The organism is Microbispora sp. H10949, assembly GCF_014161435.1.
Taxonomy (GTDB): Bacteria; Actinomycetota; Actinomycetes; order Streptosporangiales; family Streptosporangiaceae; genus Microbispora; species Microbispora triticiradicis.
This window is the reverse complement of the sequence record NZ_JABBWZ010000010.1, coordinates 141,827-165,788: the sequence shown is the minus strand read 5'-3', so window position 1 is coordinate 165,788 and position 23,962 is coordinate 141,827. Positions and strand designations below refer to the sequence as shown.

The 23,962-nt window shown below is 70.2% G+C and carries 14 protein-coding genes; 8 read left to right on the top strand and 6 right to left on the bottom strand.

The window, feature by feature from the left end:
• Nucleotides 1-1,866, bottom strand: coding sequence for an N-6 DNA methylase (locus HHX40_RS25850; RefSeq protein WP_182882681.1), 1,866 nt, complete (start codon nt 1,864-1,866; stop codon nt 1-3).
• Between the two features lie 149 nt (nt 1,867-2,015).
• On the opposite strand from HHX40_RS25850, the gene HHX40_RS25845 reads away from it, so the two are divergent.
• From HHX40_RS25845 to HHX40_RS25830, 4 genes are all read left to right on the top strand, one after another.
• Nucleotides 2,016-4,415: an AAA family ATPase gene (locus tag HHX40_RS25845; protein WP_182882680.1), complete on the top strand. Its 2,400-nt coding sequence runs from the start codon at nt 2,016-2,018 to the stop codon at nt 4,413-4,415.
• Nucleotide 4,416: 1 nt separating this feature from the next.
• Nucleotides 4,417-4,779, top strand: a complete 363-nt coding sequence (locus HHX40_RS25840) for a hypothetical protein (protein WP_182882679.1) — start codon at nt 4,417-4,419, stop codon at nt 4,777-4,779.
• A 177-nt stretch (nt 4,780-4,956) separates the two neighbouring features.
• Nucleotides 4,957-6,195 carry a metallophosphoesterase family protein gene (locus tag HHX40_RS25835; protein ID WP_182882678.1) on the top strand — a complete coding sequence of 413 codons (1,239 nt, stop codon included), beginning with the start codon at nt 4,957-4,959 and terminating at the stop codon, nt 6,193-6,195.
• The gene (locus HHX40_RS25830; RefSeq protein ID WP_182882677.1) at nt 6,192-9,809 is read left to right on the top strand and encodes a YhaN family protein; all 3,618 of its coding nucleotides are present in this window, start codon (nt 6,192-6,194) and stop codon (nt 9,807-9,809) included. Before HHX40_RS25835 ends, HHX40_RS25830 begins: the two co-directional genes overlap by 4 nt.
• Before the next feature lie 174 nt (nt 9,810-9,983).
• Here HHX40_RS25830 and HHX40_RS25825 read toward each other — a convergent pair whose 3' ends face one another.
• On the bottom strand, nt 9,984-11,987 hold the full coding sequence (locus HHX40_RS25825; protein WP_310738278.1) for an N-6 DNA methylase: 2,004 nt from the start codon (nt 11,985-11,987) through the stop codon (nt 9,984-9,986).
• Between the two features lie 147 nt (nt 11,988-12,134).
• On the opposite strand from HHX40_RS25825, the gene HHX40_RS25820 reads away from it, so the two are divergent.
• The 4 genes from HHX40_RS25820 to HHX40_RS25805 all read left to right on the top strand — a co-directional run bounded on the left by HHX40_RS25820 (nt 12,135) and on the right by HHX40_RS25805 (nt 15,906).
• Nucleotides 12,135-12,626 carry a hypothetical protein gene (locus tag HHX40_RS25820; protein ID WP_182882676.1) on the top strand — a complete coding sequence of 164 codons (492 nt, stop codon included), beginning with the start codon at nt 12,135-12,137 and terminating at the stop codon, nt 12,624-12,626.
• Between the two features lie 157 nt (nt 12,627-12,783).
• Complete coding sequence (locus HHX40_RS25815; protein ID WP_182882675.1) at nt 12,784-13,941, top strand: hypothetical protein; 1,158 nt, start codon at nt 12,784-12,786, stop codon at nt 13,939-13,941.
• The gene (locus HHX40_RS25810; RefSeq protein WP_182882674.1) at nt 13,938-15,194 is read left to right on the top strand and encodes a hypothetical protein; all 1,257 of its coding nucleotides are present in this window, start codon (nt 13,938-13,940) and stop codon (nt 15,192-15,194) included. The genes HHX40_RS25815 and HHX40_RS25810 overlap by 4 nt, the downstream gene beginning before the upstream one ends.
• Nucleotides 15,195-15,216: 22 nt before the next feature.
• Entirely contained in the window at nt 15,217-15,906 is a 690-nt protein-coding gene (locus HHX40_RS25805; RefSeq protein ID WP_182882673.1) for an FkbM family methyltransferase, read from the top strand.
• Nucleotides 15,907-15,926: 20 nt separating this feature from the next.
• Here HHX40_RS25805 and treZ read toward each other — a convergent pair whose 3' ends face one another.
• The 4 genes from treZ to HHX40_RS25785 form a co-directional block, all read right to left on the bottom strand.
• Complete coding sequence (gene treZ / locus HHX40_RS25800; RefSeq protein WP_182882672.1) at nt 15,927-17,624, bottom strand: malto-oligosyltrehalose trehalohydrolase; 1,698 nt, start codon at nt 17,622-17,624, stop codon at nt 15,927-15,929.
• 48 nt (nt 17,625-17,672) lie between these two features.
• Nucleotides 17,673-19,883, bottom strand: a complete 2,211-nt coding sequence (gene treY, locus HHX40_RS25795; protein ID WP_310738277.1) for a malto-oligosyltrehalose synthase — start codon at nt 19,881-19,883, stop codon at nt 17,673-17,675.
• Nucleotides 19,884-20,020: 137 nt separating this feature from the next.
• Entirely contained in the window at nt 20,021-22,177 is a 2,157-nt protein-coding gene (gene glgX / locus HHX40_RS25790; RefSeq protein WP_182882671.1) for a glycogen debranching protein GlgX, read from the bottom strand.
• 440 nt (nt 22,178-22,617) lie between these two features.
• Nucleotides 22,618-23,952 (bottom strand): sensor histidine kinase, encoded by a 1,335-nt coding sequence (locus HHX40_RS25785; RefSeq protein ID WP_117409968.1) that lies wholly within the window; start codon nt 23,950-23,952, stop codon nt 22,618-22,620.
• Between the last annotated feature and the right edge of the window lie 10 nt (nt 23,953-23,962).

Below are 23,962 nucleotides of genomic sequence, written 5' to 3'. Positions count from 1 at the left end.
TCACTCGCCTTCCGGAAGGGGGTCGAATACTCCGGTCGTCAGACCGTCATGCGCGAGCCGTACGACATCATCACCGAGAGCCGCGGCACGGTGCAGCAGCTTGGCGAAGTCGGCGAGCCTGCGAAACTCGGCACCATAGCGCCGCTGCTCCTCCAGGGGAAGCCGTGGGATGACCGCTCGCCGCACGTCGTAGCGGAACGTGCCGGTGCCCGTGACGGCCTGGCGGACGTTGACCTCGCTGCGCAGGAATCCGGCGACGAAGTACGGGTCGAGCACGTCGGGGTCGCAGCGGAGAAGATGGCGGTCCGTTGGCGGTTCATTCAGAGGCTCCGTGAGGACAGTGGGTGCCGAGGCCGCATCCAGGACCGGCACGAGAATGTCGCCGGGGCGCGGGCAGAGGCCCGAGCCCGGGGCGTCGCGGTTGAGCAGCACCTCTACGGCTCCCGCCTTCACCAGGTCGGCGAGCGACACCGTCGGCAGCGGCACGGGCGGGTCGGCGCGGCCGTAGCGGACGGGCGGCTCCCGCACCAGCCGATGAAGCAGCGGCACGAGGCCGGCCAGAGCGGTGGTGTGGTCGTCGGCGACAGCGTGAACCGGGCGCTGGATATAACGGGACGGTGTGAGGTCCACCTCGTCGTCGAGCAGGTCGACCACGGGGACATCGGCCATCACGCCGGGCTCGCCAGCGAACGCGTCGGCCAGGCCACACAGCCGGTCCCGGTCGAGAGCCGAAGCGTCGATCATGCGCACCGTCATCGGGGATTGCGGAGCGTCCGTTCGGGGCCGAGTGATTATCCACAGGTGCAACCCGAGAGAGTGCCCGCTCGCCAGGCCGGGGGGCAATGCGACAACCTCGCGGAGCGCACCTCTGCGTAGCAGCTCGCCCCGGATGCGCCGCCCCGATCTACGGGAGGCCGCCGCGATCGGCATCACCATGATCGCGGTGCCGCCCGGCCGAAGGTGGGCGTAGCAGTGCTGGAGCCAGGCCAGCTCGGATTCCGCGCGGGGAGGGAGCCCGAACTCCCAGCGCGGATCGTAGCCGAGATCCTCATAGCCCCACTCCTTGACCCCGGTCGGCGGGTCACAGGCGACGAGGTCATAGCCGGGTGCCGTGGGGAACCGGTCGTCACGCAGCGAGTCACCGGCTCTGACATCACCCCGTCTCAGGCGGAACGCGGCGATCCGAGCAAGAGCCGGATCGATCTCCTGCCCGGCGGGGGATGCGCCTGTCTTGGCCGTCAGTGTCCTGAGCAGGTTGCCCGACCCACAGGCGGGGTCGAAGGCCGCGCTGCCCGGCCCAGCCATGGTCGCGATCAGGGACGCCAGCTCGACAGAGGTGGCGGGGGCCGTACGCGAGGTCGAGTCGAGGTAGCGGCTGTGCAGTTCCTCGAAAAGGTCGTCGGCCGGATGCTGATCGGCGATGTCGGCAAGCCTGCGCCAGAAGGGCACCTGCGCCGGGCGCAGCCCCTGCGGGAAGGGCACCTGACCGGGCAGTCGCGACTTCTGGGCGACCGCCCCGGGGAGTCGCTGTGCGATGACCTCATCCGGCTGGGATGCCCAGTCAGCCCACAGACCCTCACAGGAGAGGAACGAGGCCACGTCGCCCAATGCTTCGGCCAATGAGCCGTCTTCGCTGTAGACGCGCAGCTCCTGCCAGAGGCGGTCGAGCGGCTCGATCGAAGCCGTCCGGCCGCGCGCCGCGAGCCAGCGCTCGACTTCCTGAAGCGCGTACAGCGGGTTGGCCGCTGTGCCCCCTACAGGAGACGGAAAGTCCGCATGCCGGCGCCGCCAATTACTGACGGCGGCCCGCTCGACCTTGGTCAGCCGCGCTATCTCGGCAGCGGTCACCGTCACCTGATCCCCCATGTGAGCCACCTCCCTCTAGTCGGCGTTAGCTAGAAACTAGCCCATAAGGGTTGTTAACGCTACTCGAACACGTGAATCATTGTTAACTTTGCTAACACTCTGGTCTAATGAGCCCGAAGAAACAGGATCCTCCATCAAGGAGTCGCCTCGTGTCCGCCACCTCCCCCAGCACGGCACCGGACCTCCGGACCGGAGCGATCCACGAGATCGTCCACGCACGGCTGACCCGCTCCGACCTCCCCGCAGCCGTCAGTGAACTCGTCGAGAAGATCATGGGCGAGTCGGAGGAGCACGGCCTGGAAGTCCGGCTCCCGCAGGTGTACCTGAACGCGGTGACCGTGCACGGCTTCCGCGGCATCGGCCGCACGGCACGGCTGGAGATCCCGGAGGGCCCTGGGCTCACGCTGGTCACCGGGCGGAACGGCTCGGGCAAGTCCAGCTTCGCTGAGGCCGTCGAGGTCGCCCTCACCGGGGAGAACTCCCGATGGATCGGCAAGTCGCAGGTCTGGCAGACCTTCCGCAACGTCCACGAGGACGCATCGGCCGAGATCGAGCTGGAACTGCTCTTCGACGGCGACAGGGAACCCAGCATCGTCCGCCACGAGTGGACGGGAGCCAAAGTGGACGAGGCTGTCTCGACCATCACGCGCCCGGGGCAGCCCGCCGTACCGTTGGGCGAGTCCGGCCTGGCCGGACCCCTTGCCCTGTTCCGCCCCTTCCTGCCCTACGCCGAGCTGAGCAAGGTGCTCGACAAGCCCACCGGCCTGTACGAGAACATCGCGAAGATCCTTGGCCTCGGTCCCGTCGCCGACGCTATCGAGCGGATCAAACGGCTGGTCAAGGAACTCGACGAGACGGTCAAGCGTCCCGCGGCGCTGCTGCCCGGCCTGATCAGCGAGCTGGAGCAGGTGAACGATCCGCGCGCAGCCAAGGCCGTCGCGCTGCTCGGCAATCGCGCTCCCGATCTCGATCAGCTCGAAGCCCTGGTGAGTGGCTGGGAGCCAGAGGCGGACAGCGATATGGGAGCGCTGCGGCGCATCGCCGAACTCGTCGTCCCGAAGGCTGAAGCCGTACACGAGGCCGCGGAGCGGCTACGCGGGGCGGCGGCTGCCGTGGCCGCGCTGAGCGGCACCTCGGCCGAGGACGCCAGGCACCGCGCGGACCTCCTCGATCTCGCTCTCAGTCACCACCGGCGCCACCCGCTCGACGGCGCCTGCCCGGTCTGCGCCACCCCGGACCGGATCGACTCCGTCTGGGCCGAGCAGGCCGGACGCGAGGTCGGCCGGCTGCGGGGTGAGGCCGCGGCGGCGGACCGCGCCCACGCCGCGCGCCGTACAGCCCGCGAGGCCCTGCTCGGGCTACTCGGCGTCGCGCCGGGCTGGCTGCCCGAGCCGGTGGGGGACGCATGGCAGGCTCTGCTGTCATGCCGCGGCCTCACCGACGACGCGGAGCTCGCCGACCGGTTCGAGGAAGGCACCGAACGGCTTCGCCTTGCGGGCGACGACGCCGCGACGCAGGCCCGCGAGCGGCTCGCCGGGCTGGATGAGACCTGGCGGCGGTGCGCCGTATCCGTCGCCTCGTGGATCGGCGACGCGCGAGCCGCCGCGCGGGCCAGCACCCGCCTGACCGACGCGAAGAAGGCGGCCCAGTGGCTGCGCGCCGTCCACGACGAGATTCGCGACGCCCGGATGGAACCGCACGCCCAGGAGGCCGGGCTCTACTGGCAGGTGCTGCGGCAGGAGAGCAACGTCGGCCTCGGGCCCATCCAGCTCACCGGAACGGGGAACATGCGCCGCTTGCAGCTGGACGTCATCGTGGACGACGCCCCCGCCACCGGTCTCGGTGTCATGAGCCAAGGCGAGCTGCACGCGCTGGCGCTGTCGCTGTTCCTGCCCCGCGCGGCCACGCCGGAGAGCCCGTTCCGCTTCATCGTCATCGACGACCCGGTGCAGTCGATGGATCCGGCCAAGGTGGAGGGCCTGGCCAAGGCGCTCTCGATGGTCGCGCAGACGCGTCAGGTCATCGTGTTCACCCATGACACCCGGCTTCCCAACGCCGCAAAGCAGCTCGCGCTGCCCGCCACCATCCTCGAGGTGATGCGGAAGGAAGGCTCGATCGTCTCCGTCGTCGAGTGCACCGATCCGGTCTCGCGCGCCCTGCGGGACGCCCGTGATCTGGCCCGCACACCGGGCGTTCCGCAGGACGTGGCCGACACCGTCGTCCCTGGGCTGTGCCGGGTGGCACTGGAGGCCGCGTTCCTCGGGCTGGCACGCCGCAGGCTCGGTGCCGCAGGGATTGGCTACGACGAGATCGACCGCAAGGTCGTCTCGGCGCGGAAGCTCAGCCAGATCTCTGCACTCGCGCTCTTCGGCGACATCGGCCGGTCGGGTGACGTCATGGGCTGGCTGAGTCGCAGTTACGGGCGTTGGGCCGCGGACGTGTACCGGGCCTGCCTCCATGGAGCTGGGCGGAACGTACTACGGGGCTCGGGCGACGACCCGATCGCGCTGGTCGGCAAGCTGACCCGCAAGATCAAGGAGGAGCTCTGACATGAACCTGCTCGACCACGCCGACCTGCTCCTGCGCGGGCGTTCCGACACCGTGAAGCCCGGCGTCCCCGGGCTGTGGCCGCGGGCGGCGGCATTCCTCATCCGGCTGGCACTTGAGGAGGCCCTGGCCAGCTTCTGGAAGCGGTCCGCTCCTGGCGTCGAGACCTGCACGATGCGCGCGCAGCTCCTGTGCCTGATGGCCTACACGGATGTCGACACCGCACGGATCGCAGCCGGAGCATGGGGCGCCCTGAGCGCGGCCTGCCACTACCACTCCTACGAACTCGCCCCCACCTTCACCGAGCTTCGCACCCTGTACCTGGAGGTCACGACCGTCGCGACAAAGCTGTCACCGCCCGTCTGACCACGGATCCAAACGTGTTTCGCCTTTGAACCCTGGTCGGGGAGACGAGTAGACAGGCCGCCACCGCGCGGCCTCCATTGGAACGATTTAGCTATTTCGCCATAAGCACCACCTTTAACTCAACGTCACGCCATTATCAGTAGCCACCGTGCACGTCCCCCGAAAGAAAGCCTTTAGGTGAAACTTCTCCACGCTGCCGATCTTCACATCGACAGCCCGCTCCGCGGTCTCTCCTCGTACGAAGGCGCCCCGGCGGAGGAGCTGCGCACGGCCTCCAGGCGGGCGCTCGAGAACCTCGTCGCCCTCGCCACGTCGGAGCCCGTCGACGCGGTGCTGCTGGCCGGGGACATCTACGACGGCGACTGGCCTGACTACCAGACCGGCCTGTTCTTCATCCGTCAGATGATCAAGCTTCGCGAAGCCGGCATTCGCGTCTACCTGGTCTCCGGAAACCACGACGCGCAGAACAGGATGACCCGGAGTCTGCGCCTGCCCGACAACGTCTTCATGCTCGACATCGAGGGACCCGAGACGAGGCGGGACGAGGACCTGGGCCTGGCGGTACACGGGCAGAGCTTCAAGCAGCGTGACGTCACCGACAACCTCGCACTCGCCTACCCGGATCCCTGCGGCGGATTGTTCAATGTGGGTCTGCTGCACACCGCGCTCACCGGCCGGGAGGGGCACAACCTCTACGCCCCCTGCACCGTGGACCACCTCGCCGGCAAGGGATACGACTACTGGGCTCTGGGCCATGTGCACACCCGCGAGGTCGTGTCGCAGGACCCGTGGATCGTCTTTCCGGGTAACATCCAGGGCCGTCATGCCCGGGAGACCGGCCCAAAGGGCTGCACGCTGATCACTGTCGACAACCTGCGAGTCGTTTCGGCCGAGCACCGCGATCTGGACGTCGCCCGATGGGAACACCTCAGAGTCGACGTCGGCGCGGCGACCGATACCGACGGGGCGGTCGATCTGGTGGCCGAACGGCTCAGAGACCTGGAGACCGGACGGATGCGGGCGGTCCGGATCAGCCTCACCGGCCGGAGTGGGGCTCACCTGCGGCTGTGGAGCGAGCAGCACCGCCTCGTCAACGAGGTCCGTTCGCTTGCCAACGACCTCGGCGACGTGTGGGTGGAGAAGGTGCGGATCGAGACGCGGCCGCTGGAAAGTCCGGATGAAGGAGCGGCCGGTGTGCTCGCGGATCTGCGCCGCACCGCCGTCGAGCTTCGGGCCGATGAGGCGGCGTTCCGTCGGCTGATCACCGGGACGGCCCTGCTCAGCGGTCCGCTTCCCAATGAGGCCCGTGGCCTCGGACGGATAGATCCCAGTGACTCCGAGTGGCTCCGCCGGATCGGCGACGAGGCCGTCGGCCTACTGGAAGCCATGATCGTGGAAGGCCGGGAGGGCCGATGAGAATCGACAGGCTTGACCTCACCGCGTTCGGTCCCTTCAGCGGGAGAACGCTGGACCTCTCCGCCCCCGGCGTCCATGTGATCGCGGGGCCCAACGAGGCGGGCAAGTCCACCGCGCTGCACGCCCTCAACCAGCTCCTCTACGGCATCGATCAGCAGTCACCGTACGACTTCGTCCACCCGAAGCCGGAACTACGGCTTGGCGCCTTCCTCCGGCACCCCGGCGGCACCCTGGAAATGGTCCGGACAAGGAGTCGCAGGGCACCACTTCAGAAGCCGGACGGTTCCCCTCTCGCCGAAGCGGATCTCACGTCCGCCCTGGGCGGAGTCGAGCGGCTCACCTTCACCACCGTGTTCGCCCTGAACAGCGCCGAGCTGCGGCAGGGCGGTCAGGCGCTGGTGAGCGGCAAGGGAGATCTCAGTCAGGCTCTGGCCGCCTCCCGATCGGGGCTCAGCCTCACCAACGCACTGCGGGACATCGAGGCACGCATCGGGGAGCTCTACAAGCGCACCGGTTCCCGCCCCCGGATCAACGCGCAGCTCAACGTTCTGAGGGACGCACGTGAACGCAAGCGGAACGCGTCGCTCCGCCCAGAGGAGTACCTCACGCTGCAGAAGGAGGTCGAGGCGGCGCAGGAGCGGCTTGACCGGCTCGCCGCCGGGCTGATGGGCGCACGGAGCAGACAGTCCCGCCTCGCCCGGCTCCGTCAGACTCTCCCGGCGCTGCTCCGGTGCCGAGAACTCCTCGACGAGATGGAAAGCGTGTGCGCGGAAGGGGTTCTCGCCCCGGCCGAGGCAGCCGAGCGCCTGCCCGCTCTCCATCAGGAGTTGAGAGAGGCCACGAGCCGCTTGGCCGGAGCGGAGGGGCAGCTCGACCAGGTCCAGCAGGAGCTGGCGGGGCTTGTGGTAGACAACGACCTCCTGGCCCACGCCGACACGATCGAAAACCTATTCCAGGACCGCAGGGCCGTACAGGAGGCCAGTCGCCGCCTTGGTAGGTCCAGCGGCGACTCGGCCCGCCTCCGCGAGGACGCGGAAAGGCTGCTGCAGCAGGTACACCCCGACGCCACCCTCAGCGACACGGCACGGTACCGGGTGTCGAAGGCCGTGCGGTCCCGGATTCAGGATCTCCATGATCGGCGTATGTTGATCGACAACAGCCTGGGCCAGAGCCGCCAGGCTCTGGCCGCCAGGCGCCGCAAGCTTGAGCAGGCGGAGAAGAGGCTCATCGAACTGCCTCCCGCCGAGGAGATCGAACCTCTGCGCGCCGCCCTCGCCGCCGTCCCGCATGATCTGCTCAACGGCATGTCCACCGCCGAGGCGGACAAAGAACGGCACCAGCAGCGCGCCAGGCAATTCCTGCGGGACCTGAAGCTTGGGACTCTCCCGGTCGAGGAAGCCGGGTCGGTCATGACGCCTTCGCGCGAGCAGGTCGACGCGCACGCCGACACCCGCAACGAGCTCAAGCGTGACCGGCGTGAAATCGCCAAGAAGATTAAGACCTCCACAAAGCAACTGCGGGACAAGCATCTGGAGCTGGCATCGCTCCTGCGCAACGATCCCCCGCCCACCGAACATGACCTCGTCTCCGCCCGATCGAGCCGGGACGACCTGTGGCGGAGGATTCGCGACCAGCAGGGCTCGGATGGGGATGTGGCCGGAGAGTTCGAGCTGGCCATGAGCCAGGCCGACCAGATCGCGGACCAGATGCGCCGCGATGCCCAGAAGGTGAATGCCCGTCTCCAGTTGGAGCTTGAGATCGCGAAGGCCGAGCAGGAGTTGGCCGGGCTGACCAAGGAGCAAGAGGATCTCGCCGGCCAGGCGGAAGGTATGGAAGCCGAGTGGGCCCGGCTGTGGGAGGACTTCACCGGTCCCATCCCCAGGACCGATGCCGCTGTCACCATCCTGGACGACGCCAGGAGGCTCCGGGAGACAGTCGACGATCTCGGCGAGGCGGGCGCCCGGCTTGCCGTACTCCACGCGCAGGCGGTCCAGCACATCGCGCGGCTCCGCGAAGTTCTGCGTGACCCCGAAGGATCGGGTGCCATGACGAGCCTCGGTGCCGAGAACGTCCTGGCAGAGCTGCCCAATCTGCTGGAAATCGCCCAGCAGCGACTCAAGGAGCAGGACAAGGCGATCCAGGATCGTGCCGCGCAGGAGGAGCGCGTCGCCGTAGAGCGCGCCGAGCTAAGCGAAGCCGCCGATCGCGTCGCCGAGCACGAGCGCGAGCTGATCGAATGGGACAACGGCTGGCAGCATGTGCTCACGCAGGCCGGTCTGCCCGCGGATCGGGACACGGTCGGCGCCCTTGCCGACCTGGAACTGCTCAAGCAGGTAGCGGACAAGACGGCCGAGGCCAGTAAGACCGACCGCGAGACAACGCAGGCCGCCGCCAGAGTCGAGCAGTTCCACACGCTGCTGCGGACGACCGCAGGCGCCTGCGGATATCAGGTTCCTGAGGACGAGGCCGAACGCTATCTACTCGCCGACAGGCTTCACGCGGATGCCCTGCGGAACCGCTCGAACGCGGAGAAGCGGGAGTCGCTGCTCACCGAGCAGGAGCGGCTCCGGGCCGATGCGCACGGCTACCGCGGGTCTGCGGAGAAGGCGGAGGCGGAACTGACCGAACTGGTGTCGGAGGCGGGGGTGGAGAGCGTCGAGGAGCTCGACCTGGCCGTACGGCGACGCGTCCGCCATACCGAGTTGGAGAGCTCCTTTTCGGAGGTGAGCGGCACCATCGCCGCCGGCGGGGAGAGCCTGCACGACCTCATGGCGAAGGCCCAGGAGACCGACCCGGACCAGCTCACCGCCGAACTGGCAGAACTCAACGGCCGCATCGACGGCCTGGAGGCGGAGCGGAGCGAGCAGTCCACGCTCCTTGGCGAGAAGAAGGCGGAGCTTCGTGGGCTCGACGGATCCGCACTCGCCGCCCAGGCCGCTGAGGAAGTCGAGACCGCTGCCGCGAGCCTGGTGGAGGAGACGGAGGAGTACCTCCGCCTGGAGATCGCCCGCACCATCCTGCGCAGGCACATGGAGGAGTACCGCAACGCCCAGCAGGACCCCGTCCTCGCTCGCGCCGGCGGGCTGTTCCGGGAGCTGACGTTGTGCCGGTTCAGCGGGCTGGAACTCGACCCTGAGGACGACTCCCCCACAGTGCTGGCACGCTCTACGGCCCGCGGCCTCCTCCGGATCGGCCAGCTGAGCGAGGCCACCGCCGATCAGCTCTACCTGGCTCTGCGGCTCGCCACCCTGGAGCGGTACGCCGAGGAGGGCCGTGCCCTTCCCTTCGCCGTCGATGACATCTTCATGACCTTCGACGACCAGCGAGCTCGTGCCGCCCTCGCAGTGTTGAATGAGATGGCGGATCGATTCCAGATGATCGTGTTCACCCATCACGACCATCTGGTCGATCTCGCCCGTGAGGCGATTCCCCCCGGCCGGGTCCACATCCACCCCTTGCCGGAGTTCGTCCCACTTCAGGGAGAAGCGGCCGAGCCCACAATCCTCCAGGCTGTTGGAGAGCGCGTTTGCCGCGCCTGCGGTGCCGCCCTTATCTACTCAGGTCGAGGCAGGCCGCCGGTCCAGTGCCCAGACTGCTCCGGCAGCCGACGATAGGAAGCCGGGGCCTCATCTTCTAGCCGGTTGTCGCGTCGGACGTTCGGACCCACGCCCAGCTCCCTGGCCTCATGGCCGGAAGCTCAGACCTGGACGATGCCAGGGACTGGGCGGGGACGTAGACGTCACCCTCGATCGTGCGGGCACAGGAGGAGCGGCGACGAGGTTCGCCGCTCACGGCCGGCGGGCGGGCTCGCCCGGCCGGACGACTCCGTGGGTGAGGCCGTCGGCCACCAGGCGGGCCAGGTCCTCGCCGAGCGCCGCGGCCTCGCGCAGGGCCGCGCGGAAGTCCGCCAGGCGCCGGAACGCCTCGCCGTACCGGCGCTGCTCGGCCATCGGCAGCAACGGCACCTCCGCGCGTCGCACGTCCACCCGGTAGCGGGAGGACATGGTGCTGTAATGACGCACGTTCATGGACGCGCACACGAACCCGGCGAGGAAGTAGGGGTCGAGCGCCTCCGGGTCCGGCCGCAGCAGGGAGAGGTACGGGCCGAGCAGGGCGTCGCCGGTCGTCAGGACCCGGGCGACCGGGGCGGCGACGACCTGCGGCACCACGACGTCACCAGGCCGCGTGACGATCGCCTTCTCCATGGCCCGCTGCACCCCGGTGGCCGCACGGCCCTCCATCACGTCTTCGGCGGTGAGGACGGGCAGCCCGTACGGCGGCTCCGGTCCCTCCGGCACACCCGCGGGCCCCAGGGCGAGCATGCCCCGCCGCACCAGCTCGGGCAGCGGGACCAGCACGAGGTCCTCCGCCGGCCGCCCCCCGGCGCCGGGCATGAGGCCGGAGACCCGGTCGATCAGCCCGCCCAGCCGGTCACGCGCCCCGGTGATGCGTTCCGGTGACACGTCGTCGGCGGCCGTGGACAGATAACGGGCCGGGGTGAGGTCCACGTCCTCGTCGAGCAGGTCGACGAGCGGGACCGACCGGCTCACCTCCGGCTCGTCCAGCTCGCGCCCCTCGCCGAACTCCCGCCACGCCTCGACGGCCACCCTGGCGTAGTCGTCCTGCCTGCCCGAGGTGTCGACCATCAGGACGTGGCTCGGCGTGCCGCCCTCCGCGGGCTGGCGGAGGATCCACAGCGCCAGCCCGACCGCGACGTTGGGCACGACGCCCTGCGGGAGCGCGATGACCGCGCGCAGCGCGCCGCGCCGCAGAAGCTGGGCCCTGATCCGCCGGCCGGACCTGCGGGCGGCGACGGCCGGCGGCATCAGCAGCACCGCCACGCCCCCGGGCGCGAGGTGGGCGAGCGCGTGCTGCACCCAGGCGAGTTCGGGTTCCACGCGCGGCGGCAGGCCGTACTCCCATCGGGGGTCGGCGGTCAGCTCCTCGTAGCCCCAGTTGCGGTCGTTGAACGGCGGGTTGCACACCACCGCGTCCACCAGTTCGCCGGGAAAGGCGTCCGCGCGCAGGGAGTCGCCCGCCCTGATCTGGACGTTGTCACTGCGCAGCGCGAGCCGTACGGCGGTGAGCCGGGCCGACGCCGGGTCGACGTCCTGGCCGAACAGGCGGGCCCCGGGCGAGCGCTCCAGCGCGCGGCCGAGGATGCGCCCGGAACCACAGGCCGGATCGAGCACCGAGCCGACGCGGTCGCCCACGAGGTCGAGCGCGAGCAGAACGATCTCGACCGGGGTGGAGTAGACGCGCCGGGTGTGCACCTCGAAGTACCGCTCGCGCAGGAACTCGAAGGTGGCGGACGCGCCGCGCTCCGCCGCCAGCGAGGCGATCGACCTGACCAGCGGCATCCGGGCCGGCGCGAGCGCCTCCGGGAACGCCCGGTCGCTGATGGTCTTGGCGCAGGCGGCCCTGACCCTGGCCGGGATCTCACGCGCGACCGTCTCGTCGTCTCCGGACGAGAGCCTCTCCCAGTCGTCCGCCTCGTGCTGCAGGTAGACGAGGAAGGCCCCGAGGTCGGCGATCAGGTCGGCGAGTTCGTCGTCGTCGGCCGTCGTGCGCAGTTCCTGCCAGAGCCACTCGTCCGGGGGCAGTTCCCTGCCCTCCGCGTGCCCGCGCAGCCAGTCCCGGACCTCGGCCAGCGAGAACGCGGGGCTGGTGGACGTGCCGCCCACGGGCTGGGGGAAGTCGTCGTGGCGGCGTCGCCAGTTGCTCACCGCCGCACGGCCCACACCGGCCATGCGGGCGATGTCGGCCGCGGTGACGTGTACGTCTCGGCGCACGTCCACCGTCCTTCCCCCCCGTTCTACGAACAGAGGGGACGATAACCCACACCCGAGACACAGGCAACGTCGCGTCAAAGTCTGGTTGATGGCGTCAACACATGCTTCAATGGACGGCAAGCCCCGTCACAGAAGGGACCAGGGATCGTGACCTCTCCCATCACGCGACTCAGGTCGCTGCGCCGCGGACGCGCGATCCATCTCCTGGACATCGAGAACCTCGCCGGGTCCCCCCGGCCCACGACGTACGACGTGCGGCAGACGATGGGCGCCTACCGGCACGCGGTGCCGATCGGGCCGCTCGACCAGTTCATCGTGGCGGTCAACCACAACGCGCTGGTGCCGGTCGGGGTCGCCATGGGGCTCGCGCTCGGCGGCGTGCAGCTGCTGGTCCGCTCGGGCCCCGACGGCGCCGACCAGGCCCTCGACGAGGCCGCCCGTACGGACCGGGTCGACCTGCGCTTCGAGCGGGTCGTGATCGGGTCGGGCGACGGCTACTTCGCCGACCTGGCCGGGTGGCTGGCGGGATGCGGCCTGCACGTCACCGTCGCCTCCCGGCGCGACCGCCTGAGCTGGCGGCTCTACACGGCGGTCCCCGACACCGTCACCTTCTCGCTTCCCGTTCCCCAGGCCGCCTGACCGCGTTTCGATTTCGAGGGAATTCATCGGCCGGTCCGCCCGGGAGACATTTCGGCGGCGGATACGCAAAGGGAGTTCCACGGTCGGGGCGAATCTGGGAATATTGCCGGGCCAGCCGAGTACGGCAGAGCTTCGGGCACGGAATGCGAGATGACGCATGAACGTCGAGCCATCCGGCACCTCCCCCCAATCGTCTCTCAGAGCCGCGTCGGCCCTGCGACGCACCCAGGCGTTGTTCGACGCGATGTCGGGCGACCATCTGTTCCGCGAACAGTTCGTGACCGATCCGGCGCAGATTTATTCGGAGTACGTCCAGAGCGCGCCCCTCGATCGGCATCGGGCGGACGTCATCAACCAGTTCGTCTACGCCGTGCTGGCCAGCGACGAGCTGATGCAGTGGATCATCCGTTACCGCGGCGAGCGGAACGGCGTCGCGCCGTCGGACGGTGAGCTCGCGACACAGTTCGCCCGGGCGGTGGTCGACACGAACGCGCACCACGTGGCGCTCGCCCTGATGCGAGCGGCGACCGAGCAGCAGCCGATCTTCCCGCTGGACAGGTCGATCAAGGATCTGATCTTCGGTGGCGTCGGGATCGGCCAGGGCGGGACCGGAATCCAGCTCACCGGAACCGCGGAAGGCACCGGCACCATCACCGCCGAGACCAACACGGGAACCGGCACGGAGATGAGCACCGGCACCGGAACCGGCACAGAGATGAGCACCGGGACAGGCACCGGCACTGGAACGGAGATGAGCACCGGAACCGGCACAGGTACCGGAACGGAGATGAGCACCGGAACCGGCACAGGTACCGGAACGGAGATGAGCACCGGAACGGGCACCGGCACCGGCACTGGAACGGAGATGAGCACCGGAACCGGAACCGAGCCAGGGACGGAAACCGGAACAGGCACCGGGACAGGGACGGGGACGGGAACAGGCACCGGCACCGGCACCGGCACCGAGACGGGCCCCCCGGCCACCATTCCCGGCACCGATGTGACATTCACCTTCGGAAGCACTGAAGAGCACACATTTCCCCCAATTACCCATACGACCGAAATCACGTCAATCACCCAAATCACCACGCTGACGCCGCCGAGCACGTCCCCCGGGACATTCGGCGGAACGTCCCCGGGAACGTTCGGCACATTTGGCGGGACATTCGGTGGCACCTTTGGGGGAACGTTCGGGCACTTCAACATCAACGCCCTCGACTCGGGCGCGGCGCAGGTCACCCTGGAAACCCTGCGTGAATTCGCCGCTCAACTCCGCGATTCCGGTGTGCTCGACGAGATCGGGGGCGGCGGATGACCACCACCGGCACCGGCTCCCTGCGACAGACGACCCGGGCGCTGCTGGAAGCCGGCCACCAGAGCGAGGCCTTCGCGCTGTGGTCAGGCGCGGACTTCTCCGACGACGACCTGGGCTGGCTGTCCGAACAGACCGGCGAACTGATGCGGTCCACGGATCTCACGCTCGCGGGCGAGTTCGCGCACCTGCTGGCCTCCATCCGCCGGGGCAGCCGGTGGTTCCCCGTCCAGAGCGCGGACGGCGCCACGCGCCCGGTCAACCGTTTCATCACGATCCACAAGTTGCGGCACGACATCGAGCAGTTCACCTACCTGCTGGAGTCGGGCATCCTGGGCGGCGAGTTCGGGGCGGTCGTCCAGGCCTACGCGGACACGGCCGACCGCCTGCTGGAGGCCGGCGTCGATCCCGACCAGCACGTGCCGTTCGACGAGCAGGCGGAGGCGGCGATAGGGGACGTCTTCAACCGCATCGTCACGCTGCAACCGGCGCCGCGCCTACCGCGGGCGCTGTCGGCTTCGTGGAACGGTCAGGAGGTCACCGAACGCTACCTGGCGAGTCGTGCCGGGCTGGTAGTCGTGGACGACTTCCTCTCCCCGGCCGCGCTGGACGCCGTCCGGCGCTTCTGCCTCGGGTCGACGGTATGGTTCGGCAACCGCTACGCGAACGGCCGGCTCGGGGCGTTCTTCCACGACGGCTTCAACTGCCCGCTGCTCCTGCAGGTCGCGGAGGAACTCCGCGGCACGCTGCCGCAGGTGCTCGGCCCCTATCCGCTCCGCCAGCTGTGGGGATTCAAGAACAAGGACTACCTGCCCGGTGACACCACGACGCACGCCGACTTCGCCGCGGTCAACGTGAACTTCTGGATCACACCGTCGGAGGCCAACCTGGACGAGAGCAGCGGCGGCCTGATCGTGTACGGGGTCGACGCGCCGCCCGACTGGAACTTCCACATGTACAACGGCCGCCAGGACCTGATCAAGCCCTTCCTGGCCCAGCGGAAGGCTGAGGCGGTGCGGATTCCGTACCGCGCCAACCGGGCGATCATCTTCAACTCCGACCTGTTCCACGCGACCGCCGAGGTGCGCTTCCGGCCCGGTTACGAGAACCGCAGAGTGAACATCACCATGCTCTACGGCGAACGGGCCGACGACGTCCACCACCCCAGCCTGTCGCGGCAGGCGACGCCGAACCAGCTCCCCTACCGTCCGGCGTGGCGCTCCAACGCGCTGACCCGGCGGCGAGCGGGACGTTGACGTCGCAAGGTGACGTCGCAAGGTGACGTCACAACATGGCCAGGACGCCTACGTGCTCGCCGCCCTAGGGCACAAGCGGGCGGGATACTTCCTGGATTCGGGCGCCTCGAATGGGGTCCGATGCAGCAACACCAGGCTGCTGGAGCAGGAATACGGCTGGACGGGAATCTGCGTCGAGCCCAATCCGCACTACTACGCGGAGCTGACGGCGAACCGCCGCTGCCTCTGCGTGAACTGCTGCCTGTACGACCACGACGGCACGGTGGAGTTCGTGGAGGCGGGCACCATCGGCGGGATCCCCGGCGAGTACTCCCCGCAGCTGATCCCGTACGTGCGCCGGGCCCTGGACCTGCCGGACGACGCGCCGATGCCCGCGACGGTCATGCCGTGCCGGACGGTCGGCTCGCTGTTGCGGCAGTTCGACGCTCCCCGTGTGATCGACTACTGGAGCCTGGACACCGAGGGTTCCGAGCTGGCGATCCTCCGCACGTTCCCCTTCGGCCGATACCTGCTGCGGATGCTGACGGTGGAGCACAACTGGGGGCCCCAGCGCCGCCCCATCCACGAGCTGCTGGCGCGGCACGGCTATCTGCGCGTCGCCGAGCTGGGCTGCGACGACGTCTACGCGCACCGGTCGGTGGTGTCCCGGAGCGGGGGCGGGGTGTGGCGATCACGGGCGTCGCCGGTCCGCGGACGCCCCCGCTCGTCCTGATCCCCGCCCCGGCCCGGCTCTCAGATCTCGGCGACGGCCAGGGAACGCGCCGGCAGGTCGAGGACGTGATCGGTCAGGCGGGCCGACTCGTCGGAGGCGAGCAGGAGGCGCGACGCGGCGAGCCGTACGGAGACCGGGTCGAAGGCGAGGTTGGCGGCGACCCGCAGCGAGCCGCGCTCGATCACCACGACCCGGCGCTCCTCGTCCACGTCGACCCGAACCCGGTCCATCCGGGGGTCGGTGAGGTCGGAATGTGACCTGCGCAGGGCGATCAGGGCGCGGTACCAGCCCAGCAGGGAGGCGTGCTCGTCCTTCGACAGCTCCTCCCAGTCGAGCTTGGACCGCAGGAAGGTGTCCTCCTCGCCCGGCTCGGGGGCCTTCCAGTCGTAGCCGAAGCCCTCGAACTCCTTCCTGCGCCGCTCGCCCTCGCCCTCGGCGAGGTGCCGCTCGAAGTGGTCGGTGAAGAAGTAGAACGGCGTCGTGGCGCCCCACTCCTCGCCCATGAACAGCATCGGCGTGAACGGTGAGGTCAGCAGCAGACCGGAGGCCAGGCGGAGCTGGTCGGGCCGCATGCGGTCGCCCTCGGGCCGGTTGCCGATCTGGTCGTGGTTCTGCGCGCAGCAGACGAACCGGTGCCCCGGGATCCCGGCGGCCGGACGGCCGTGCGAGCGGCCCCGGAAGGACGAATAGGTGCCGTCATGGAAATATCCGGAGGTGAGCACCTTGGCCAGGGACGACAGCGTGCCGAAGTCGCCGTAGTAGGCGTTCGTCTCCCCGGTGACGTTCGCGTGGATGGCATGGTGGACGTCGTCGTTCCAGCTCGCGTGCATGCCGAGGCCGCCCGCCTCGCGCGGCGTGACCATGCGGGGGTCGTTGAGGTCCGACTCGGCGATGAGCGTGAGCGGACGGCCCACCGCGGTGGACAGCGCGTCGACCTCCACCGACAGCTCCTCCAGGAAGTGGACGGCGCGCTTGTCGTGCAGCGCGTGCACGGCGTCGACGCGCAGTCCGTCGACGTGGTAGTCGCGCAGCCACTGCAGGGCGTTCTCGATGAAGTAGCGCCGCACCCCGTCCGAGCCGTATCCGTCCAGGTTGACCGCGTCGCCCCAGTAGGACCCCTTCGCGTCGTGGAAGTACGGCCCGAACCTGGCCAGGTAGTTGCCCGACGGCCCGAGGTGGTTGTAGACGACGTCGAGGATCACGCCGAGACCGGCCCGGTGACAGGCGTTCACCAGGCTCTTCAACCCGTCCGGCCCGCCGTACTCCTCGAAGACCGCGTACAGCTCCACGCCGTCGTAGCCCCAGTTGCGGGTGCCCGGGACGGGCGGGACCGGCATGAGCTCGACGAAGTCGACGCCGAGGTCCACGAGGTGGCCGAGCCGGTCGGCCACCCCCTGGAAGGTGCCCTCGGGCGAGAACGTGCCGACGTGCAGCTCGTAGATCACCCCGCCGCGCAGGTCCCGGCCGCGCCAGTCCTGGTCGGTCCAGGCGAACCTGTCCTGGTGGTAGACCCGGCTCGGGCCGTTCACGCCGTACGGCTGCCGCCGGGTCCTGGGGTCGGGGAAGGGACCCTCGCCGTCCACGTGGAAGGCGTAGTCGCGGTCGTGCTCGTCACCGGGCGCGGTCCACCAGCCGCCCTCGCCCGGCGACATCGCGTGCCGGGCGCCCTCGTACTCGACCTCGACCCGCGCCGCCCCCGGCGCCCAGACCTCGAACATGCCTCTTCTCCCCTTACCGACCAAGCCCCTGCTGACCAGCCCTGCTGATCACGCTTCGAGAATCGCGACCGGATGAGCGGACAGCAGGTCGGCCATCCGCACCTCCCCGGTGTGCTCCGCCCCGGTGAGCAGGTCACGCCAGCGTCCCGGCGGCAGCGTGATCTTCTCACTCCCCCAGCCGCCCCGGCGCTCCAGCCCGGCCGGCAGCCGGGTCGCGACCACGGCCGCGGCCGTTCCCCGCCCGGGAACGCCCCTGGTGAACGCGACGGCGTGCTCCCCCGCCTCGATCGGCGCGTACGGCGCCTCGGGGTCGAGCCGTCCCCGCAGGCCGAGCGCGGCGGCGGTGACCCGGATCTTCTGGCCGTCCCAGCTGTCGTCGGGCTCGGCGAGCAGCCGGCGGCGGCGCTCGAAGTCCACCGGCCGCCGGTTGTCCGGGTCCACCAGCGAGAAGTCGGTGATCTCGTTGCCCTGGTAGACGTCCGGGATGCCCGGCATCAGGAGCTGGACGGCCTTCTGCCCGAGCGAGTTGACCCGGGCGTACCGGTCGACGACCTCGGTGAACGAGGCGACCGAGTAACCGCAGGCGTCGATCGCCCGCCGGGCGAAGTCCCTGATCCCCTCCTCGTACGCCGGGTCCGGGTCGACCCAGGAGATGGCGGTCTTGGCCTCCCTGGCCGCCTTGAGCAGGTAGTCGGTGAAACGGTCCAGGCTGATCGGCCAGGCCGCCATCAGCGACTGCCAGGCGAGGTAGTCGAGCCGGGGGTCGAACGACACGGCCGCCGACCAGGAGTCGACGGCCATCGTCCACTCCTCGGGCAGCTCCGAGAGCACCGCGAGACGGGCGCGCACGTCCTCCGACCGCTTGGTGTCGTGGGTGGACAGCGTGGTCATCGTCCGCGGCGGCAGCCCGGCGCAGAACTCGTGGAACTCGGCCGGCGAGACCCCGAACCGGTCGGGCTCCCCGCCCACCTCGTTGAGGCAGGCCAGCGGATACCACCGGTAGAGCGCGGTGTCCTCCACGCCCTTGGCCATGACGGGCCCACAGGTCTGCTGGAAGCGGGTGACCGCGTCCGGCGGGCCGTACAGGACCAGGTCGGCGGCCTTGGCCACCGCGTCGGGGTCGGCGCGGCCGGCCGCGAGCCGGGCCGCCTCCGCGACGATCGCCTGCGCGTCGGCGGACGGCCGCTCACCCGGGTTCACGTACGCCCGGTAGACGGGCATCGCGGCCAGCAGCTCCACGACGGCCTCGCGCAGCGCCGGGTCGCCGAGGTCGGTGGTCAGCCGGTCGACCTCCCCGCGGAAGAACAGGTCGATGGCGTGCTTCTTGGCGTCGTGACGCACGGTCTCGTAGTCGTCGCGCACGCCGGTGTGGCGGCCGAAGGTCTCGACCAGCGCGTCGCGGCCCGCCGGGTCCACGAACAGCCGGGTGATCATGTTGAGCGCGTCGTAGCCGGTGGTGCCGTCGCACGGCCAGTCGGCGGGCAGCCGCTCGCCGTCGATGAGGATCTTCTCCACCCACAGCGGGCCCGGCACGTGCGGGCGCAGCCACCGGAGGTAGCCGCGGGGGTCGGCCAGGCCGTCGGGGTGGTCGACGCGCAGCCCGTGGATCACGCCTTCCTCGATGAGGCGGAAGGTCACGGCGTGGGTCTCCCGGAAGACCTCGGGGTCCTCCACCCGCAGGCCCATCAGCGACGACACGTCGAAGAACCGCCGGTAGCCGGGGCTCTCCCGCCAGTGGGCCAGCCGGTAGTGCTGGGCCTCCAGCAGGTCCGGCAGCGGCAGGTGCTCTGTGCCGGGCCTGATCGGGAACGCGTGGTCGTGGTAGCGCAGCACCTGACCGTCCACGCCGCGTTCGACCCGGAGCGCCTCGTCGGCGTCGTCGCCGAGCAGCGGCAGGGTGACCGGCCACTGGAAGTCGAACCACCGGGAGGCCGGCGACCCCGGGCCGTCCCGCAGCGCCGCCCACAGCCGCGCGTTGTCCGACTCCGGCACCGGCACGGTCATGTGGTTGGGCACGATGTCGGACACCAGCGGCATGCCCTCGGCCGCCAGCGCCCGCAGTCCCTCCTCGCCGCCGAACTCCTCGCGTACGCGGGTGTGGTCGGTCACGTCGTAGCCGTGCAGGGACTCGCGGCACGCCTGCAGGATCGGCGAGAGGTAGAGGTGGCCGGCGCCCAGCTCCCGGAGATATCCGACGAGGCCGGCGGCCTGCGCGAAACCGAAGTCAGGCGTCAGTTGCACGCGGTAGGTAGAACTCACTGGACCGCCCTTCGAAACACGTTCCCGGCGTGGAGAACCGCCGGGCAGTGACCGTTCTTGCCCGCCTGCCCGGCGGCTCACACCATCGGCACTCTAATCGGCCGTCCTCGCTGGTCAGACCGTTCTCGTCCAGGCCGTCACGACGTACGGCGGACGCGGCGCAGGACCCGCACCGACCGGCCGGTGACCGGCACCGCCTCACCGGCCCGGCACATCCGCGACTCGCTCTGCCCGGGCATCGCCGTGTCCAGCTCGGTGCACCACAGCTCGCCGTAGTTCTTCGGCACGGTGAACTTGAGCATCTCGTGGTGGGCGTTGAACAGCAGGAGGAACGAGTCGTCGGCGATCCGCCTGCCCCTGCTGTCGGGCTCGGTGATCGCGTCGCCGTTGAGGAAGACCGCCAGCGCCTTGGCGTAGCCGTTCGTCCAGTCGGCGTCGGTCATCTCGGTGCCCGACGGGGTGAGCCAGGCGATGTCGCTGAGCTCGTCGTGGGAGCCGCGCACGGGACGGCCGTAGAAGAAGCGGCGGCGCCGGAAGACGGGGTGGTCGCGGCGCAGTCGGGCGAGGCGCCGGGTGAACTCGAGAAGCTGCCGCCTCTCGACCGTCCCCGCGTCCTCCTCGGCGGTGGCCCCGGCCTCCAGCACGGCGCCCCAGTCGACCCAGCTGATCTCGTTGTCCTGGCAGTAGGCGTTGTTGTTGCCCTGCTGGGTGCGGCCGATCTCGTCGCCGTGCGACAGCATCGGCACGCCCTGCGACAGGAACAGCGTGGCCAGGAAGTTGCGCTTCTGCCGCTCGCGCAGCTGCGCGACCGGGCCGGTCGCCGGACCCTCGACGCCGCAGTTCCAGGACCTGTTGTCGTCCGCGCCGTCGCGGTTGTCCTCGCCGTTGGCCTCGTTGTGCTTGCCGTTGTAGGACACCAGGTCCTGCAGGGGGAAGCCGTCGTGGCAGGTGACGAAGTTGATCGACGCGGCGGGGCGGCGGCTGTCGTCCTGGTAGAGGTCGCTCGACCCGGTCAGGCGGCTCGCGAACTCGGGCAGCGCGGCGGGCTCGCCGCGCCACAGGTCGCGGATCGTGTCGCGGTAGCGGCCGTTCCACTCGGTCCAGCGGGCCGGGAAGTTGCCGACCTGGTAGCCCCCCGGGCCGACGTCCCACGGCTCGGCGATGAGCTTGACCTGCGACAGCACCGGGTCCTGCTGGACGAGGTCGAAGAACGCGCTCAGCCGGTCGACCTCGTGCAGCTCACGGGCCAGCGACGCCGCGAGGTCGAAGCGGAACCCGTCCACGTGCATGTCCCGCACCCAGTAGCGCAGCGAGTCCATGATCAGCTGGAGCGCGTGCGGGCTGCGCATGAGCAGGCTGTTGCCGGTGCCGGTGGTGTCCATGTAGTAGCGGCGGTCGTCCTCGACCAGCCGGTAGTAGTTGGCGTTGTCGATGCCCCGCATGGACAGGGTCGGGCCCAGGTGGTTGCCCTCGGCGGTGTGGTTGTAGACGACGTCGAGGATCACCTCGATGCCGGCCTCGTGCAGGGCCTTCACCATCGCCTTGAACTCCAGCACCTGCCCGCCGCGCTGGCCCGAGCTCGAGTACGCGTTGTGCGGCGCGAAGAAGCCGATCGTGTTGTAGCCCCAGTAGTTGGCCAGCCCCCGCTTCTCCAGCATGTGGTCGGTCACGAACTGGTGGACCGGCATCAGCTCGATCGCGGTGACCCCGAGCGCGGTCAGGTGATCGATGATCTCCGGGTGGCCGAGCGCCGCGTACGTGCCGCGGATGCGGTCCGGGATCTTGGGGTGGGTGATCGTCAGGCCGCGCACGTGCGCCTCGTACAGCACCGTGTCGTGGTACGGCGTGGCCGGGGGACGGTCGTGCCCCCACCCGAAGAACGGGTTGACGACCACCGACCGCGGCACGTACGCCGCCGAGTCGCTGTCGTCCCGGCTGTCCGGCTCGCCGAAGCGATAGCCGTACACCGCCTGGTCCCAGTTGACCGAGCCCTCCACCGCCTTGGCGTACGGGTCGATCAGCAGCTTGTTGGGGTTGCACCGCAGGCCCTCGGCGGGTGAGTAGGGCCCGTGGACGCGGTAGCCGTACCGCTGGCCCGGGCCGACGCCCGGCAGGTAGCAGTGCCAGACGAAGCCGTCGACCTCGGCCAGCGACACGCGCTCCTCGTTGCCCTCGTCGTCGAACAGGCACAGCTCGACCCGCTCGGCCACCTCGCTGAAGAGTGAAAAGTTGGTGCCCGCGCCGTCGTACGTCGCCCCGAGAGGATAGGAATCCCCTGGCCAGATCTCCCTCACTGGACCTCCTCGCCGTCCGGCTCGGCGGTCCTGCCGGGAAGCCCCCGGAGTCCACCGGCTCTATTTTCGCGATCGTTCCCGGTCCGGTCCCGTCCGGGACGGCCGCTCACCCGATCGTGATGCTGAGTGTCGTTCACAAGACATCGTGCCTGCCCGCAAAAGGCTCCGACAGTCGCGCCACGTTAACTGCGTGTATGGCAAAGGGGTGAACCGGCCATCGGCGAGCAAAGCGCCGCCCGTTCCGGACGCCAACGCCGCTAGCTGGCCGTACTCGCCGAATGTGGGACACCTCATCCGTCCGCCGTCCGTACGGAGTCTCCCGGCCGGTCACCCACCGCAGTCGCGGGGGCCCGCACCGGCCCTGGATCGACCCGCTTATTAACGGTCCTTCCCGATGTGTCTTCCCCCTGGCGGGGTTACGGACACCGGAAACCGGCTGGTCATCGGACCGGCGAGGCGGCCGCGCCCCCTCGGGCGCGGCGCAGCAGGCCGCGGCGGGGAGCGCGGCCGTCGGTGCGCAGCCACAGGTTGACGCCGGTGCCGCCGAGCGCCGAGGGCTCGACGCGTACCCCGCCGCCCGTCGACTCCGCGAGGCGGCGGGCGATGTCGAGCCCCAGGCCGGTGGAGCCCGCCCCGCTGTTGCCCCGCCGCAGCGCCTTCTCCGGATCGGGGATGCCCGGGCCCGCGTCCGCGACGAGGACGCCCACGATCCCGCTCCCCCGGTGCAGGGTGACGCGGAAGGCGGTGCCCTGCGGGGTGTGCCGGAAGACGTTGCCGAGCAGCGCGTCGACCACCGCGCCGAGGTCGGCGGCGGCGACCGGCACGGGGGTGGTCTCGTCGGCGCCGACGAGCTGCCACGGCCGCCCCTGGTCCTCGGCGAGCGCCGACCAGAAGGCGAGCCGTTCGCACAGCACGAGCGCGGCGTCGCAGCCCGCGGGCACGGCCCGGCGGGAGGGCCGCCGGGACGCCTCGATGATCTCGTCGATCGCGTGTTCGAGCCGGTCGATCGCCAGCTTGCGCTGCTGCTCGGCCTCCGGGCCGCTGCCGCCGAGGTTGAGCCGCAGCGCGGTGAGCGGGGTGCGCAGCCGGTGCGACAGGTCGGCGGCGAGCTCACGCTCGGCCGCGAGCAGCACCGCCACCTGGTCGGCCATCGTGTTGAAGGCGTGCCCGGCGGCCACCAGCTCGGGCGGGCCGTCAGGGATGATCCGGACCGAGAGGTCGCCCGCGCCGAGCGCGGCGGCGGCCTGCCCGAGCCGCCGGGCGGCCCGGACCACCCGGGCCCCGAGCCGGTCGGCCACCACCACCGACCCCACCACCAGCGCGACGGCGACGCCGGTCAGCACGGCCCACGAGGTGGAGACCCCCTTCCTGGCGTCCGCCTCGGGCGCGTACGCCTCGATGACGGCGCTCCGGCCGCCGCCCAGCGCGACCGGCCTGAGCAGGACGTATCCCTTGGCGACCGGCACCGTCCTGGCCCGTTCCGCCGCGTTCGCCACGTCGGCGGGGCCGACGCGGGAGCGGCCGACGGTCCGCCCGCCGGACAGGTGGACGGCCAGGCGCGAGACCCCGGCCGGCGTGCTGGCCAGCGCGCGTTCGAGCGCGGCCACGTCGTCGGTGATCACCAGGGCGGGCACGATCGTGGCGGCCTGCCGTTCGGCGTCCGCCAGTGCCCGGCTCTCCGCGATCTCCATGACCCCCACGGCCAGCGGGATGAGGAAGGCCAGCGCGACCATCGCCGTCACGGCGACCGCCACCAGGGCCAGGCTCCGTCGCACCGCCTCTCCC